The sequence below is a fragment of the Sphingosinicella sp. genome (genome assembly GCF_013911755.1).
GTDB lineage: Bacteria > Pseudomonadota > Alphaproteobacteria > Sphingomonadales > Sphingomonadaceae > Sphingosinicella.
In genome coordinates this window covers 91,678-107,829 of sequence record NZ_JACESP010000012.1, presented here as the reverse complement: position 1 = coordinate 107,829, position 16,152 = coordinate 91,678, and the positions used below count along the sequence as shown (strand labels likewise).

Sequence of the window (16,152 nt, the reverse complement as noted above, 5' to 3'; positions counted from 1 at the left end):
GGGCGGCCGATCGAGATCGTTGTGGTTTCGGCGCGGGACCGGTCGCGCGACCGGGGTATCGATCTCTCGCGGTTCGAGTGGGTCGACGATACCTCGTCGCTTGCCGAGCGCGATGACGTCGATGTCATCGTGGAACTGATCGGCGGGTCGGATGGCCCGGCGGTGGCGCTGGTGCGCAGCGCGATCGCAAGCGGCAAGGGCGTCGTCACCGCAAACAAGGCGATGATCGCCCACCACGGCCTCGAACTCGCGGGCGCCGCGGAGAGGGCGGGCACGCCGCTGAAGTACGAAGCGGCGGTGGCGGGCGGCATCCCGATCATCAAGGCGATCCGCGAGGGCGCCGCGGCGAACCGCATCGACCGCGTGTATGGCATCCTCAACGGCACCTGTAACTACATCCTCACCGAAATGGAGGAGAAGGGTGCGGCGTTCGGCGACGTGCTCGCGGAGGCGCAGCGGCTGGGTTACGCCGAGGCCGATCCCACCTTCGACATCGACGGCATCGATGCCGCGCACAAGCTCGCGATCCTCGCGAGCCTCTCGTTCGGCAGCGAGATCGACTTCGCGAGCGTCCGCACCACGGGCATACGCGCGGTGGCGGCCACAGACATCGCACATGCCGCCGAGCTTGGCTTCCGCGTGCGCCTGGTAGGCCTCGCCGAGGTGGTTGACGACCGCATCCACCAGCGCGTGCATCCATGCCTTGTCCCGCTCGCCAACCCGCTCGCCAAGGTCACGGGTTCGCTGAACGCCGTGGTCGCCGAGGGCAATTTCGTCGGGCGACTGTTCTTCGAAGGGCGCGGCGCGGGCGAGGGGCCGACGGCAAGCGCCGTCGTCGCCGACCTCATCGACATTGCACGCGGCGAGGCGGGTCCTGCCTTCGCGATGCTTTCGCACCATCTGGAGCCGATCGGCGCGGGCGAGGCGGCAGACCGCCGAGGGCGCTACTACCTGCGTCTGTCGGTCGCCGACGAGACGGGGGTGCTTGCCGAACTTGCCGCCATGCTGCGCGACGCGGGCGTTTCCATCGACAGCCTGATCCAGCGCGGCCAGGCCGACGCGGGGGGCGTGTTCATCGCGATCGTTTCGCACGAAACGAACGAAAGCGCGGTCCGCAACGCCATCGAGGCGATGCGCGCGAGCGCCAGCGTGCTCGGCGAACCGATGCTCATGCATATTCTGGACTTTTGAGGCGAGGCGGCTACCAGCCTTTGAGCATAATCGAATCGACAGGAGTTCAAGGCCGATGGTGAAACGCAGCGACGTGCTGGAGCGCGTGCTCGTTCTGGAAATGGTGCGCGTGACGGAATGCGCCGCGATGGCGGCCTCGCACCTTGTGGGACGCGGCGATGAGAAGGCGGCGGACGCGGCCGCGGTCGATGCGATGCGCGATGCGCTGAACGAACTCGCCTTTGACGGCACGATCGTGATCGGCGAAGGCGAGCGCGACGAGGCGCCGATGCTCTATATCGGCGAGAAGGTTGGCGCGGCGATCGGCACGGGTCCGAAGATCGACATTGCGCTCGATCCGCTGGAAGGCACGACCATCACCGCCAAGGCCGGCCCGAACGCGCTCGCGGTGCTCGCGATCGCCGAGGAGGGCTGCCTGCTCAATGCGCCCGACGTGTATATGGACAAGCTCGCCATCGGGCCGGGCTACGCCAAGGATACCGTCAGCCTCGACAGGAGCATCACGGAGAACGTGAACGCTCTGGCGAAGGCCAAGGGCGTGCAGCCCAACGAGATCATCGCCTGCGTGCTCGACCGCCCACGCCACGAGAAGCTGATCGCCGAGCTGCGGTCGATCGGTTGCGGCGTCGTGCTGATCCCGGATGGCGACGTGGCGGGCGTGATCGCGGTGACGAACCCCGAGACGACGGTTGATATCTACCTCGGCCAGGGCGGGGCGCCGGAAGGCGTGCTCGCGGCGGCTGCGCTGCGCTGCGTCGGCGGGCAGATCCAGGGCCGGCTCGTGTTCCGCAACGACGACGAACGGCGCCGTGCGGCGAAATGGGGCATCACCGATCTCGACCGGATTTACGACACCGAGGACATGGCCAAGGGCGACGTGATCTTCGCGGCGACGGGCGTGACCGACGGCTCGCTGCTCGATGGCGTGAAGCGCCTGAAGGGCGGGCTGGTGACGACCGAATCGGTCGTGATGCGCGCGTCCTCGGGCACCGTCAGGTGGGTGCGTGGCGAGCATCGCCGTTCCAACGCCTGACGCCTTTGTCTTCGGCGTCAGCCGCTCGATCAGCGGGCGGCAATGGCGCTGGCGGGGTGGCCCGCCGGGTGATGCCGCCGATGCGCTAAGGCTCGGCATCAGCGATGTGACCGCGCGGCTCTTCACCGCGCGCGGCGTGCGCGTGGAGGATATTGCCAGCCTGTCGCAGCCGACGATCCGCGACCTGCTGCCCGACCCTTCGATATTCCGGGATATGGACACGGCGGCCACGCGCATCGCCGATGCGGTGACGCGCGGCGAGGCCGTCGTGATCTTCGGCGACTATGACGTGGACGGGGCGACGAGCGCGGCGGTGCTGATCCGCTTCCTGCGCGCCGTCGGCGGCACGGTTTCGCATTATATTCCTGACAGGCTGCTCGAAGGCTACGGCCCCTCGGCGGAGGCGCTGGTGGCGCTTAAGCGCGCGGGCGCGGACCTCGTCGTCTGCGTCGATTGCGGCACGCAGGGCTTCGAGGCGCTGGAAGCGGCGAAAGACGCAGGTCTCGACGTGATCGTCGTCGATCATCACAAGGCGTCGACACTGCTGCCGCCCGCCGTCGCCATCGTGAACCCCAACCGCATCGACGAGGATGAAGGCGCTGCGTTCGGACACCTTGCCGCGGTCGGCATGGCATTCCTCGTCGCCGTCGCAGTGAACCGGGAATTGCGCGTGCGCGGCTGGTTTGCCGGTAGGCCCGAGCCGCGGCTCACCGAACTGCTCGATCTCGTCGCACTCGGCACCGTGGCGGACGTGGTGCCGCTTACCGGCCTCAACCGCGCCTACGTCTCGCAAGGCCTCAAGGTGATGGCGACGCGGCGCAACGCCGGGCTGGCCGCGCTTGCAGCTGCGGCGCGGCTGGAACGCGCGCCGCGCGCCTCCGACCTCGGCTTCGCTCTTGGCCCGCGCATCAACGCGGGCGGGCGCGTGGGGCAGGCGGACCTCGGCGTGCGGCTGCTGACGGGGGAGGGCGACGAACTCGCCGGGCTCGCGGGCGAACTCAACCGGCTTAACGAGGAACGCCGCGCGATCGAGGCGCTGGTGACGGAAGCAGCCATCGCCGCGTGCGAACGCGCGGGCAACGCGCCCGTCGCCGTGATCGCGGGCGATGGCTGGCATCCCGGCGTCATCGGTATCGCCGCAAGCCGCCTGAAGGATCGCTTCGGCGTGCCCGCGCTCGTTATTGGGATCGACGAAGGGGGAACGGGCAAGGGCTCCGGCCGCTCGATCCCCGGCGTCGATCTCGGCGCAGCGGTGCTCGCAGCACGCGACGCGGGCCTCATCAGCGCGGGCGGCGGCCACGCGATGGCGGCGGGCGTCACCGTGGCGCGCGAGCGCGTCGATGATCTCGCCCGCTTCCTTTGCGAGCGGCTGGAGGGCGATGTGACGCGGTCCCGCGCCGTGGATGCGCTCTCGTTCGATCTCGCGCTGGCGCCTGCTGGCGTGACGCCGTCGCTCGCCGAAGCGCTGGAGGCCGCCGGGCCTTACGGCGCGGGCTGGCCCGGACCGCGTGTGGCGGCGGGGCCGGTTTCCGTCGTGAAGGCGGATATCGTCGGCACGGGTCATGTCCGCGTGATGCTGGCGGGCGCTGATGGTGCGCGCGTGAAAGCCGTGGCATTTCGAAGTGTCGATACGCCGCTCGGCGCAGCGCTGATGCAGGCAGGTGGGCGGCGGCTCTGGGTTTCAGGCCGGGTGAGTCAGGATGATTGGGGCTCGACGCCGCGTGCGGAACTCCACCTCGACGACGCGGCGTGGGCCGACTGATCGATAATATCAATCTGTCTGTCTCAAAAAAGTAATTTCTTCTTCGCTCCGTGCGTTGCTAAAGGATCACCATCCCCCAAGTAACCCACAGCAATGGAGCGTACATGTCCCTCGTTAATACCCCCATCAAGCCGTTCAAAGCGCAGGCCTTCAAACAGGGCAAGTTCGTTGAGGTGACGGACGCGGACGTGAAGGGCAAATGGTCGATCTTCTTTTTCTACCCGGCCGATTTCACCTTCGTGTGCCCGACCGAGCTCGAAGACCTCGCCGACATCTACCCCACGCTGCAGAGCCTCAATGTAGAGGTCTACTCGGTCTCCACCGACACGCATTTCTGCCACAAGGCCTGGCACGACACCTCGCCCGCCATCGGTAAGATCAACTACTTCATGCTGGGCGACCAGAACCACGACATCTCGAACAACTTCGAAATCCTGCGCGCCGGCGTTGGCCTCGCCGATCGCGGCACGTTCGTCGTCGATCCCGAAGGCACGATCCAGCTCGTCGAGATCACGCCGGAAGGCGTGGGCCGCAACGCCGCCGAGCTTCTCCGCAAGATCAAGGCGCTGCAGTACTGGGTGAGCCACCCGGGCGAAGTCTGCCCGGCGAAGTGGGAAGAGGGCGAGAAGACGCTCGCTCCCTCGCTCGACCTCGTCGGCAAGATCTAACGAACCCCTGGGTCGCAGGGGTCTTCCGGGGGCGGTTCACGCCGCCTCCGGAAGCTCGCGGCCACATTGAATTTTTCCGGAGCGAACCCATGCTGGACGACAATCTCAAGCAACAGCTGAAGGCGTATCTGCAAAACATCACGCAGCCGATCGAGTTGGTGGCGTCGCTGGGCGAAGATGCGAAGTCCGCGGAGATGAACACGCTCCTCGAAGAGATTGCAGCGCTCTCGGACAAGGTGAGCGTCGTCCGCAAGGATGACGACAAGCGCAAGCCCAGCTTCATGATCCGCCGTGTCGGCACCGACATCGGCGTGCGTTTCGCGGGCATCCCAATGGGCCACGAGTTCACGAGCCTTGTGCTCGCACTGCTGCAGGTCGGTGGACACCCCTCCAAGGCAGCGCAGGACGTGATCGAACAGGTGAAGGCGCTGGACGGCGACTTTGAATTCGAAACCTATTTCTCGCTGTCGTGCCAGAATTGCCCAGACGTGGTGCAGGCGCTGAACCTGATGGCGGTGCTCAATCCGCGTATCAAGCATACCGCGATCGACGGTGCGCTCTTCAAGGGCGAGGTCGACGAGCGCAAGGTTATGGCGGTGCCGACCGTGTTTTTGAACGGCGAACCGTTCGCCTCCGGCCGCATGGAACTCGAGCAGATCGTCGCGAAGATCGATACGGGCGCGCAGGCGCGCGTGGCCGAGAAGATCAAGGGCAAGGCGCCGTTCGACGTGCTTATCGTCGGCGGCGGGCCGGGCGGCGCGGCGGCGGCGATCTATGCGGCGCGCAAGGGCATCCGCGTGGGCGTCGCGGCCGAGCGATTCGGCGGGCAGGTGCTCGACACGATGGGCATCGAGAACTTCATCTCCGTGCAGCATACCGAAGGCCCAAAGCTCGCGGTGCAGCTCGAGCAGCACGTCAAAGAGTATGACGTCGACATCATGAACCTGCAGAAGGCCGAAAAGCTGATCCCGGCGCGCGTGCCAGGCGGTCTGCACGAGGTTCGGCTGGAGAACGGCGCATCGTTGAAAGCGCGGACCGTGGTACTCGCCACCGGCGCGCGCTGGCGGCAGATGAACGTGCCGGGCGAGGACGACTATCGCAACAAGGGCGTGGCGTACTGCCCACACTGCGACGGCCCGCTGTTCAAGGGCAAGCGCGTCGCGGTGATCGGCGGAGGCAACTCGGGCGTGGAAGCGGCGATCGACCTTGCCGGTATCGTCGCGCATGTGACGCTGATCGAATTCGACAGCCAACTCCGCGCCGATGCCGTGCTGCAGCGCAAGCTCGCAAGCCTGCCGAACGTGAAGATCATCACCTCGGCGCTCACCACCGAAGTGCTGGGCGACGGCCAGAAGGTGACGGCGCTCACGTACAAGGACCGCAACAGCGATGCGCTGCATCAGATCGAGCTGGAAGGCATCTTCGTGCAGATCGGCCTCGTTCCGAACACGGAGTGGCTCAAGGACGCGGTCGCGCTTTCCCCGCGCGGCGAGATCGAGGTCGATCACCGCGGCGAAACGAGCCAGGCGGGCATCTTCGGCGCGGGCGATTGCACCACCGTGCCCTACAAACAGATCGTGATCGCAATGGGCGAAGGATCGAAGGCGGCACTCTCCGCATTCGACTATTTGATCCGCACCGTGCCGGTGGAGGAAAGCCAGGCAGCCTGAGCCGCATATCCGGCTTGACCCGTTGAGACGACCCCATTAGTGGGGGCGCCTCAACCGGCGCTGGCCCCATCGTCTAGCGGTCTAGGACGTCGCCCTTTCACGGCGAAAACACGGGTTCGAGTCCCGTTGGGGTCACCACGGTTCGCACGGGCCGTTCAGATAGCGGTCGCATTATCCTCTGATTTTTTCGAAGATCCGCTCGCGCATGGCGGAGCCTTGGACAGGCTCTGTCGATGTGGGCCGAATTGCCTGCTTTGAAAACGGGCGACCATTTATCCAACAAGATCTACGTGCAATGCTCTGTCCTTGCCCCGACGCGTATCGCATCGGTGCAGGACGCGCTAATCGTACCATTCAAGAATGATTCGCAAATAAGCGTAGCGCGCGGCGGCGCGGGCTCCGCATCTGGCCCCGCTGTCGGCTCGCTTTACAGTTTGAAGACAGTGATCGGCTCGCATCGCTTGAAATGCGCGCTTTCCGGTGATTGGCCCCCTTCTTGCTTTCAAATGGAAAGTGGCGGATTCGCGTGCTGGAAGGCATGTCTGTGAGTTCGCAATGAAATCCGGCCTCCAATAGGGAGGGCCGCCCGGCGTGCAGCAACCCTGCGTTTGCCGATCCCTTTTCTGCGTCTTGTTAACTATTCGCTTGCTACTGCTTTCATCGCTGTTAGCATCCGCGCCGCTCGCGCCCGCGGGTACCTTGTAGTAACCATCAGCTTACCCGGGGGCGTCATGCCGAAGCCCATTTCTGAAATTCGCAAGCCTGAGATCGTGCAGGCTGCCATCAAGGCTATCGGCCGCGAAGGTCTACCCATGCCTTCCTACGATTCGATCGCCAAGGAAGCGGATATGTCGCGGCAGCTTATACGGCATTATTTCCCCGATCCCGAAGGCCTGATGATCGCGGTGTGCGATGCGCTTGCAGCAAGCTACCGCGACTGCCTGATGAAAGGCATCATCGAGGCTGCCGCGACCGAACGCCTGTCGATGTTCCTCGATTTCTATTTCAACTTCCTTGCGGGGAATCAGAAGCCGAAGGACGACGGCGTCTACGATGCGATGTTTTCGCTTGCGGCGAGTTCCGAGGCGGTACGCCTGAACCTCAGCGGGCAGTATAATCTGCTCCAGTACACGATTGCGCACGAGATCCAGATCAGCAATCCAGCGCTCAACCAGAAGGCGTGCCGTGAGATCGCGTTCCTGTTCGTGGCCTTGATGTACGGCCACTGGAAGATGGTGGCGACGTTGGGCTTTTCAGAGGATTACAACCGGGTGACGCGGGAGGCGGTCGACCGGTTGATAGCGTCCTACGTGCAGAATTATCACGATCCCGACCTCGAATAAGTGCTGCTACGGGCTTCGGCTTGCGCGATCTGCCCGTGGCCTGCGATATGTCTGCCCCGAGAGTGAAGGCAGGCATGGCGTCCACGATAGAAGAACCGAAAAGGCGCCGTGCGCGCCGACAGACACCGGCGCTGCGGCGGCAGGACCTGCTCGCGGTAACGATCAGCTGTCTTGCGCAACTCGGCCCGCGCGGCACAACGGGTCGTGAGATCTGCCGGCGAGCCGGTGTGTCGCACGGGCTGCTGCGCCACTATTTCAGCAATCCAGACAATCTGCTGCTGGAAACCTATCAGGAGCTTTGCGACAGCTTCATTGCCCGCTTCGCGGAGGAACTTGCGGCTGGGTACGCGGACCCGTGGAAGACGATCGACCGGCTGTTCGAGGTGCATTTCAGCGACGAATGGTCGAACCCCGATATCCTTGGTGCGTGGATCGCCTTCTGGGCGCTCGTCCGCAACAATCCCGATTTCGCGGCGGTGAGCGTGGACTATAACGCACGCTTGCAGACGCTGCTCGCTCAAGCAGTTGCGCGGCTTCCGGAAGGCCCAGTGCCGCCGCGGGACATCGCGGCGCTCGTTTCCGCGACGATGGACGGGCTGTGGCTCGATTACAGTCTCTCATCCGAGCGGCTGCCGCGAGCGCGGGCGCTCGAACTCGCAAAGACGATGCTGCGGCGGCTGGCGCCTCCCGGTTAAGCCGCGACCTCCAGCGCTTCCGAAGCCGCGAGCCATTCGGCCTCTGTGGCTTGAATGCGGGCCGTCAGGTCCGCACGCAATTTCATCAGTTCGCCCATTGTCCTCTTGGCGTGCGCGGGGGCGGCGGCCGAGGGGTCGAACATCGCAAGATCGACCGCACTGCGTTCGGCCGCGAGTTTCGCAAGGTCCGCTTCGAAAGCTTTCACGGCGGCACGCAGACGCTTTTCCTGCTCGCGTGTGTCGGCAGCGGCTTTGCGTACTCCCTTGCGGTTTCCGGCGGATGCGCCGCCTGTCTGCCGATCGTTCGATTTGCCGAGCACGAAATCGGTGTAGTCTTCGAGACTGCCCGTAAAATCCTCGGCGCGGCCGTCATCGACCAAGACCAGCCGGTCCGCGGTCAACTCGAGCATGTGGCGATCGTGGCTGACGAGCACGACCGCGCCCGAATATTCGTTCAGCGCCTGCACCAGCGCCTCGCGCGAATCGACGTCGAGGTGGTTGGTCGGCTCGTCCAGGATCAGCATGTGCGGTGCCTCGCGCGTGATGAGTGCGAGCGCCAGCCGCGCGCGTTCGCCGCCCGAGAGCTTGCCGACTTTCGTGAGCGCCTTGTCGCCCGAGAAGCCGAAACGGCCGAGCTGGGCGCGGACGGCGCCGGGTGTCGCGCCCTTCATGATGCGCGTCATGTGCTCGAGCGGCGTGTCGTCGGTATCGAGTTCTTCGACCTGGTACTGCGTGAAGTAGCCGACGCGCATCTTGCCCGCGGTGCGCATATCGCCCTCCATCGGCGGCAGCTGCGCGGCGAGCAGGCGGGCGAGCGTGGTCTTGCCGTTGCCGTTGCGCCCAAGCAGCGCCACGCGGTCGTCGGGGTCGAGGCGAAGATTGAGCCGCGTGAGGATCGGATTGCCTTCGGTGTAGCCAACCGACGCCATGTCGAGCGTGATGAGCGGCGGCTTCAGTTCGCTGGGGTTCGGAAATGCGAAGCTGAGGCTCGGGTCTTCAGCGATCGCCGCGATCGGCTGCATTTTTGCAAGCGCCTTGGCGCGTGATTGTGCCTGCCGCGCGGTGCTGGCGCGGGCGCTGTTGCGGGCGATGTAGTCCTGCAGTTTTTCGCGCTGGCGGGTCTGCGCGTTTCGCGCCGCCTCGATCTGCGCGAGGCGCTCGGCACGCTGCCGTTCGAACGCGTCATACTCGCCCGGATAGAGCGTGATCTTCCCGCCCTCGAGGTGCAGGATGTGGTCGACGACGTTATTGAGAAGGTCGCGCTCGTGACTGATGATGATCATCGTCGCGCGGTAGGTCTTCAGGAAGTTTTCGAGCCAGAGCGTCGCTTCGAGGTCGAGGTGGTTCGACGGCTCGTCGAGCAGTAGCAGGTCGGGTTCGGAGAAGAGCAGGGCCGCAAGCGCGACGCGCATCTTCCAGCCGCCCGAGTAGCTGTCGAGCGTGCGGCCCTGCATTTCCTCATCGAAGCCGAGACCCACGAGGATACGTGCGGCGCGCGCCTCGGCCGTCCACGCATCGATGGCGTTCAGCCGCTCGTGGATTTCGGAAATGCGGTCCGGGTCGGTCGCGGTTTCGGATTCGGCGAGCAGCGCCGCGCGTTCGGTGTCCGCTGCAAGCACGGTTTCAAGCGGTGTCGCGGTTCCGGCCGGCGCTTCCTGTGCGATATAACCCATGCGCGAGCGGTTCGCGGTTTCGATCTCGCCGCCGTCGGCTTCAAGGAGCCCGCACATCACGCGCATCAGCGTGGATTTGCCCGCACCGTTGCGTCCGATCAGCCCGACGCGGCTTCCGGTGGGCAGCGACGCGGTCGCGCCGTCCAGAATGATGCGGCCGCCAAGCCGCACGGTGATGCCGTTGATGTTGAGCATGGCCGGGGGCGATACACGAAGGCGTCGCGGCTGGAAAGTCGCTTAAGCCGCGCGGACGCGGGCGAGGAAACGGTCGACCTCTGTGGTGAGCGTGCTTGCCTGCCGGTTCAGATCGGCGGCGGCGTCGAGCGCGTCTTTCGCGGCGATGCCTGTCGCTTCGACGCCCGAGCGCACCTGATCGATGTTGCGCGCGACGGCGTGCGTGCTGTCCGACGCCTGGTGCGTGTTGCGCGCGATCTCCGACGTCGTGGCGGCCTGTTGCTCGACAGCGGCGGCCACGGTTGCGGCGATGCCGTTGATTTCGCCGATGGTGGAGACGATTTCCTCGATGGCGCCCACAGTTTCGCGCGTGACCGACTGGATCGCGCCGATGCGCTCGTTGATGTCGATGGTGGCCTTGCGAGTCTGGTTCGCGAGGGCCTTGATCTCGCTGGCGACGACCGCGAAGCCGCGCCCCGCCTCTCCGGCGCGCGCCGCTTCGATCGTGGCGTTGAGCGCCAGGAGGTTGGTCTGCTCGGCGATCGAGTTGATGAGGCCGACGATCTCGCCGATCTTTTCGGCATCGATCGAGAGGCCGGTAACGATCTCGTCGGTTGCGCGGGCGCGGGAGACGGCCTGCTCGGACATCGCCGAGGATTCGACGACGCGGTGTGAGACCTCGGCGAGCGAGCGCGCCATTTCCTCCGATGCATTGGCGACGGTGAGCGCGTTGTGGCTGGCTTCTTCGGCCGAAACGGCGACATCGGTGACGAGTACGGCGCTGCTCCGCGCGGCATCGCTGAGCTGCTGCGAACCCGCGGCGATCTGGCGCGCGGCACTGTCGACAGCGGCGACGACGTGGCGGACACTGGTTTCGAACGCATCGGCGAGGTCGTTGAGCGCGGCGCGCTTTTCCGAAGCGGCCTGCTGACGCTCGGCTTCGCGTTCGCTGCGGGCAGCCTCTTCGCGCTCGCGCTCGCGGCGTTCCGCTTCTACGGCGGCGCGGCGGCGCTGTTCGACTTCGGTCGCGTTTTCCTTGAACACGGCAACGGCTCGCGCCATGTCGCCCACCTCGTCGCGGCGCTGCGCGCCTTCGATGTGCGTGCCGGTTTCACCGCGGGCGAGGGCAAGCATGGCGTTCGCCATTCCCGCGATAGGGCGGGCGATGAGCAGGTTGGTGAGGATACCCGCAACGACCGAGACGCCTATACCGGCGGCGCCGGCGAGGAGCGTGATGAGAATGGCGCCGCCGGCGGCTGTCTGCGCGGCGAAATCTGCCATGCTCTGCTGGTCGGCGATCGCTTCCGAGAATGCCTGAATATTGTGCTCGAATGCCGGCCCCGTCTTGCCGAGCAGACGGTCGACGGCAGCGTCGCGGTCGCTGGTACGGCGGACGATCTCGTCGAACGCCTTGTCGTAAGCGACGAGGCTGATGATGATGCCGTCGGCCTTGCGGGTCAGAGCCGGATCGGTGAGGCCTTCGAACACCGTATTCAGTGCATCCTCAAGGTTGAGGAGGTCGGCCTTGGTCTGTTTGACGATTTCCGGCGAGGGCGCCGAGAGATAGCGATTCACATCGACGCGCAGCAGGGAGTAAGTTTCGAGGGCAAGCGCCCCCTGATAGGCGGTCTGATGATCGCCGGCACGATGGCTGGCCGTGACGATGTCGTGGAGAGCCGCTCCGATTTCAGGGCCCTTGGCTTCGATGGCACCCGCGACGAGGCCGTTGATGGCGGTCTGGTTCTCGACGATGCCGCGGAACTCGGTGCGGAAAACGGCGCGCAGCCGGTCGATGCGCGCAAGCGTCGCTTCTTCGTCGACGATCGCAGCGCCCTCTTCGGCACGCTTCAGCGCCTCCTGCGCCGCATCGAGGCTTTCATTGACCTCGGCAACGAGCGCGGCATCGGGGCGAATCACATAGTCCTTGATGCGGCTCTGCGCCGTCATGGCGGTTGTGTGCGCGCGGGCGATCGAACGTGCGCTGTCGGCAAGATGGGTGACCTCGGTAACCGTGGAGCGGGTGACGAGCAGCGATCCGATGGCGACCATCGCGAGCACCGCCATCGCGAGCCCGCCGATGCCGTAGCTGACCAGAACCTTCTTGCTGATCTTCCAGTGGGTTATGATCGCGGTGAAACGCGATACGTCGATGCGCGCGATCAGGTCCCTGAAACGCTCCATAGCCAGCACAAGCCCCACACACCGGGAAAAGCGGCACATCCGGTTCCCGCCCGACACGCATACGGCGGGTGGTGTTTCATCATGGTTAACATTGCACAGGTTTTCAGCGCGCGGGCCAGAAGCCTTTAAGCCATGCCGAAACGGCAGCGATTCCCGCGGCATCCAGTTCCACCGCTTCACCGAGCGCAGGGAGTTTCGGCCAGCCTGCGTCCGGGAACGCGCGGCCTTCGAAGCTGCGGCTGCCTTCGTAGCGTGGGATGACGTGGGCGTGAACGTGGGGGTCCACCATCATCAGCATCAGGTAGTTGAGCTTGGTGTGATCGACCGTGGCGCGAAGCGCGGTCTCGATATCGCGGCTGACGTTCGCGAGTTCCGCATAAGCGGCGGGTTCGAGGTCCGCAAATGCTGTCGCATCCGACTTCGCGGCGAGCACGAAGCTGCCGAGTGTGGGCTGCGCGGGACGCAGCAGAACAACCCAGTGATCGTACTCGGCGACCAGCGTTGCCGGGTAGCCGAAGCGGCGGATGGTATCGTTCATGCCGCACTCCCGTCGCTGAGCCACGAGGTCAGCGCACCGCGCCGCCGCGCGGCGACCGCCTGAAGCAGACGGATGAAATGGAAGACGAGGCTGAGCACGGTCCACGCCGTTACCGCGAGCAGCCCGAGATCGGGCCGTGAGAACAGCATGCTCACGAACAAGATCACCATGTTTGGATTGCGGCGCGCGGTGACGAGGCGGAAATCGGTGTCAATTTTCTGCCAGACGTGGATGTGCATCCCGGCGACGTGGATGAACCAGCCCTCAATCAGGCGCTGCAGCACGTAGCCGCCGACCATCACGCCCATCACCGTCCAGAACACGGGTGGATCGAGCGCGAGGCCATGCGCGGCAAGGCCGACGCCCCATGCGTACCACCAGAAGGGCGGGTGCACGAGGTCGAGCCCATGATCGAAGATGTTGCCCCACCACGAGGACGTGATCGTGCAACGCGCAAGCTTGCCGTCGACGGTGTCGAGCACCATGAAGGCGAGGCCGGCCGCCATGCCGGTCCAGTAATGGCCATCCCAGAACAACACCGTCGCCCACACGCAGAGCGCGGCGCCGATCGTCGTGACCATGTTGGGCGTCATGCCAATGCGCGCGGCAATGCGGGTCAGGACGAGCGCCCATTCGGGCCACAAGTATTTGGTGAGGATGTCAGTGACACCTTTGTAGGCGCCGAAATAACTCGCGCGCTCAATGGCGCGGACGTTGGTCGGGACCAGCTCAATGAGGAAGGGGCGTTCGCGCTTTCGGAGCGCGGCATTGTAGATGGTAATGCCATCTTCATAGGCGGTGACGGCAAGGCCTTCCGCCCAGGCATCGCTGCCGGCCTCGATGGCGTCGCGCACGGCTTCGGCATGGTCCGGTGTTGTGTTGACGAGCACGGGGCGGCCGCCGAGGGTGAGGGCGGTGCCGGGGCGCTGAGTAATCCAACCGAACCACTGCGGGTCGAACGCGAACCGGGTGTCGGCGACGACGACGCCCGATTGATCCGCCTGCGGCGCGCGCGCCGCCGCGATACGCCGTATCCGCTCGGCGGAAGACATGCCCCAGATCGGCGTTTCGTTCTTTCCTGCGAGAAGAAGCGTCGTTGGCGTGTCCACAGGTCTCTCAGTCGATTTGCAGCCCAGCGGTGCTTATAGACTGAGAGGAAAGCGGCGCAAGTTTGGGGGCGGGCAGATACTGGCCATCCCAATGCAGCGGGGCGGCCTCGGCCCACGCGCTTGCGGGCAGGGCTTCAAGCGCCTGCAGATAGGCGCGGCCTACGGCGAGCGCAGACAGGCCGCAGGCGTTCGTGAACTGGGTGAGTTGGTGGCCGGGGTTCCAGTTGCCCTCGATGAGCACGGGGCCGCAATCGCCAAGGCCGATATCCCAGCCGATGAGACCATAGCCAGCGCCGATTGCGGCGTGCGCCGCGATGCCGAGCCGGACGGCGGCGTCGGCAAGCTCGCCGAGCGCGATGTGTTCCAGCGAGACGCCGGTTGCAGGGTGACGCGCCACACAAACGATGCGGCCGCCTGCCTTGCCGATGACGTCTCCGGCAGCGCCGTCCACGACGGCGGCGGCAAGGCCGCCACGGCTGAAATTATCGACCGGGCCCGATCCGCCGCCGAGACGCAGCACGAGCCCATGCGCGACGAGCGTTCCTCCAAGGCGGAACGTGTGCACGCGCAGCGTCGGAAGGGCCCCCGGAGAAATGTCCGACAGGCGCGGCGCCGTGCGCAATGCCTTCTGGAGGAGGCCGCCGCGGCTCACGACACGCGCCAGATGTGCCGCCAGCGCGCCGGCTTCGAAGCGCGTTCCGTTGCTGTCCGCCCAGCCCTGCGCGATGCGCCGGTAGCGCGCGACGCCGCGGCCGCGCGAGCTGTAGTTTGGCTTGGCGACGATTTCACCATGCCGTTCGAACCAGGCGGCAACGGCGGCGGGGGAGGCCGGGCCGGAGAAGGTTTCGGGCGCCGGCAATCCCGCGTTCGCAACGGCGGTGGCGAAGCTGCGCTTGTCCTTGAGCAGGCTGGAGGCGAGGGGGATGGCAGCAGGATTGAGCAGCCGGTGGATGCCGCGGCGATAGAGCTGCGACAGATAATGCGCGGGGTCCACGATCCCCGCAAGCAGGCGGGCCTCGTCTTCGGGGATGCCGAGCGCGCGGCAGCGGGCGTCGCGCGTGCCGCGCCCCGCGAGTTTCCCGAGACCGGCGGCGAGTGCGCGCTGGCGCGGCGTCCAGTGTCGGAGCAACAGTTCGTGATAGAAGTCGAGCAGCGGGTCGCCGCCGAAGACCGGGGGCAGGGGGCGTGTGGTGATCATCGCCCGCCGCCCTATCGCCGCCATGTGACGGCTTGAGGACTTATTGCGGGACGCCGCGCTTTTTCCAGTTTTTTCCGCCACGCGATTGCGCTAGGCAGCACGCGCGAGAGAACATGGAGAGACGCGCGCGATGGCCGAATTCACGCTTCCGAAGAACAGCAAGGTGAACGGCAAGGGCAAGGCTTACAAGGCTCCCGAAGGCGCGACGCATATCAAGACGTTCAAAATCTACCGCTGGTCGCCGGACGACAGCGCGAACCCGCGCATGGACAGCTACGAGCTCGACCTCGACAGCTGCGGGCCGATGGTTCTCGATGCGCTCATCAAGATCAAGAACGAGGTCGACCCGACGCTCACCTTCCGCCGCTCGTGCCGCGAGGGCATCTGCGGTTCGTGCTCGATGAACATCGACGGCACGAACACGCTCGCCTGCACGAAGCCGATCGACGAGGTGAAGGGCGACGTCGCGATCACGCCGCTGCCGCACATGGAGGTCGTCAAAGACCTCGTGCCTGACTTCAAGCACTTCTACGCGCAGTACGCCTCGATCAAGCCGTGGCTGCAGACAGTGTCGACGACGCCTTCAGGCAAGGAGCGCATCCAGTCGCCGGAAGACCGCGAGAAGCTCGACGGGCTCTACGAATGCATCCTCTGTGCCTGCTGCTCGACGGGCTGCCCAAGCTACTGGTGGAACTCCGACAAGTTCCTCGGCCCGGCGATCCTGCTGCAGGCCTACCGCTGGCTCGCCGACAGCCGCGACGAGATGACCGGCGAGCGGCTCGACGAACTTGAAGATCCGTTCCGGCTCTATCGCTGCCACACCATCATGAACTGCGCGAACGTCTGCCCGAAGGGCCTCAACCCGGCGAAGGCGATCGGCGAAATCAAGAAGATGATGGTCGAGCGCCAGCTCTGAG

13 protein-coding genes and 1 tRNA gene are annotated in these 16,152 nt (G+C 65.5%); 9 read left to right on the top strand and 5 right to left on the bottom strand.

Features of this window, described 5'->3' with window-relative positions:
- From H2052_RS10320 to H2052_RS10285, 8 genes are all read left to right on the top strand, one after another.
- Positions 1-1,191, top strand: a 1,191-nt coding sequence (locus H2052_RS10320; protein ID WP_293781205.1) for a homoserine dehydrogenase, incomplete at its 5' end; no start/stop codon positions are given.
- Positions 1,192-1,246: 55 nt separating this feature from the next.
- On the top strand, positions 1,247-2,224 hold the full coding sequence (gene glpX, locus H2052_RS10315) for a class II fructose-bisphosphatase (protein ID WP_293781202.1): 978 nt from the start codon (positions 1,247-1,249) through the stop codon (positions 2,222-2,224).
- Positions 2,196-3,986: a single-stranded-DNA-specific exonuclease RecJ gene (gene recJ / locus H2052_RS10310; RefSeq protein WP_293781199.1), complete on the top strand. Its 1,791-nt coding sequence runs from the start codon at positions 2,196-2,198 to the stop codon at positions 3,984-3,986. Before glpX ends, recJ begins: the two co-directional genes overlap by 29 nt.
- Before the next feature lie 104 nt (positions 3,987-4,090).
- Positions 4,091-4,654, top strand: coding sequence for an alkyl hydroperoxide reductase subunit C (gene ahpC, locus H2052_RS10305; protein WP_293781196.1), 564 nt, complete (start codon positions 4,091-4,093; stop codon positions 4,652-4,654).
- A gap of 89 nt (positions 4,655-4,743) precedes the next feature.
- Positions 4,744-6,324 (top strand): alkyl hydroperoxide reductase subunit F, encoded by a 1,581-nt coding sequence (gene ahpF / locus H2052_RS10300; protein WP_293781193.1) that lies wholly within the window; start codon positions 4,744-4,746, stop codon positions 6,322-6,324.
- A gap of 62 nt (positions 6,325-6,386) precedes the next feature.
- A tRNA-Glu gene (locus H2052_RS10295) sits at positions 6,387-6,462 on the top strand.
- Between the two features lie 593 nt (positions 6,463-7,055).
- Positions 7,056-7,667: a TetR/AcrR family transcriptional regulator gene (locus tag H2052_RS10290; protein WP_293781190.1), complete on the top strand. Its 612-nt coding sequence runs from the start codon at positions 7,056-7,058 to the stop codon at positions 7,665-7,667.
- Positions 7,668-7,741: 74 nt separating this feature from the next.
- Complete coding sequence (locus H2052_RS10285) at positions 7,742-8,362, top strand: TetR family transcriptional regulator C-terminal domain-containing protein (protein WP_293781187.1); 621 nt, start codon at positions 7,742-7,744, stop codon at positions 8,360-8,362.
- Here H2052_RS10285 and H2052_RS10280 read toward each other — a convergent pair.
- The 5 genes from H2052_RS10280 to H2052_RS10260 all read right to left on the bottom strand — a co-directional run bounded on the left by H2052_RS10280 (position 8,359) and on the right by H2052_RS10260 (position 15,235).
- Complete coding sequence (locus H2052_RS10280) at positions 8,359-10,230, bottom strand: ABC-F family ATP-binding cassette domain-containing protein (RefSeq protein WP_293781184.1); 1,872 nt, start codon at positions 10,228-10,230, stop codon at positions 8,359-8,361. The two genes, H2052_RS10285 and H2052_RS10280, sit on opposite strands and share 4 nt — an antisense overlap.
- 42 nt (positions 10,231-10,272) lie before the next feature.
- A complete protein-coding gene (locus H2052_RS10275) occupies positions 10,273-12,390 on the bottom strand; it encodes a HAMP domain-containing methyl-accepting chemotaxis protein (RefSeq protein WP_293781181.1) in 2,118 nt (705 codons plus the stop codon).
- Positions 12,391-12,493: 103 nt separating this feature from the next.
- On the bottom strand, positions 12,494-12,928 hold the full coding sequence (locus H2052_RS10270; RefSeq protein ID WP_293781178.1) for an HIT family protein: 435 nt from the start codon (positions 12,926-12,928) through the stop codon (positions 12,494-12,496).
- Positions 12,925-13,980: a CDP-alcohol phosphatidyltransferase family protein gene (locus H2052_RS10265; RefSeq protein WP_293781217.1), complete on the bottom strand. Its 1,056-nt coding sequence runs from the start codon at positions 13,978-13,980 to the stop codon at positions 12,925-12,927. Before H2052_RS10265 ends, H2052_RS10270 begins: the two co-directional genes overlap by 4 nt.
- Positions 13,981-14,044: 64 nt before the next feature.
- A complete protein-coding gene (locus H2052_RS10260) occupies positions 14,045-15,235 on the bottom strand; it encodes a sugar-transfer associated ATP-grasp domain-containing protein (protein WP_293781175.1) in 1,191 nt (396 codons plus the stop codon).
- A gap of 130 nt (positions 15,236-15,365) precedes the next feature.
- Between H2052_RS10260 and H2052_RS10255 the strand changes: the two genes are divergently transcribed.
- Positions 15,366-16,151 (top strand): succinate dehydrogenase iron-sulfur subunit, encoded by a 786-nt coding sequence (locus H2052_RS10255; RefSeq protein ID WP_293781172.1) that lies wholly within the window; start codon positions 15,366-15,368, stop codon positions 16,149-16,151.
- Position 16,152: the final 1 nt, after the last annotated feature.

Excerpts from the sequence above, each read along its gene's own strand:
- glpX (WP_293781202.1), top strand. The coding sequence starts at position 1,247 with ATGGTGAAACGCAGCGACGTGCTGGAGCGCGTGCTCGTTCTGGAAATG.
- ahpC (WP_293781196.1), top strand. The coding sequence starts at position 4,091 with ATGTCCCTCGTTAATACCCCCATCAAGCCGTTCAAAGCGCAGGCCTTC.
- ahpF (WP_293781193.1), top strand. The coding sequence starts at position 4,744 with ATGCTGGACGACAATCTCAAGCAACAGCTGAAGGCGTATCTGCAAAAC.
- H2052_RS10290 (WP_293781190.1), top strand. The coding sequence starts at position 7,056 with ATGCCGAAGCCCATTTCTGAAATTCGCAAGCCTGAGATCGTGCAGGCT.
- H2052_RS10285 (WP_293781187.1), top strand. The coding sequence starts at position 7,742 with ATGGCGTCCACGATAGAAGAACCGAAAAGGCGCCGTGCGCGCCGACAG.
- H2052_RS10280 (WP_293781184.1), bottom strand. The coding sequence starts at position 10,230 with ATGCTCAACATCAACGGCATCACCGTGCGGCTTGGCGGCCGCATCATT.
- H2052_RS10275 (WP_293781181.1), bottom strand. The coding sequence starts at position 12,390 with ATGGAGCGTTTCAGGGACCTGATCGCGCGCATCGACGTATCGCGTTTC.
- H2052_RS10270 (WP_293781178.1), bottom strand. The coding sequence starts at position 12,928 with ATGAACGATACCATCCGCCGCTTCGGCTACCCGGCAACGCTGGTCGCC.
- H2052_RS10265 (WP_293781217.1), bottom strand. The coding sequence starts at position 13,980 with ATGTCTTCCGCCGAGCGGATACGGCGTATCGCGGCGGCGCGCGCGCCG.
- H2052_RS10260 (WP_293781175.1), bottom strand. The coding sequence starts at position 15,235 with ATGATCACCACACGCCCCCTGCCCCCGGTCTTCGGCGGCGACCCGCTG.
- H2052_RS10255 (WP_293781172.1), top strand. The coding sequence starts at position 15,366 with ATGGCCGAATTCACGCTTCCGAAGAACAGCAAGGTGAACGGCAAGGGC.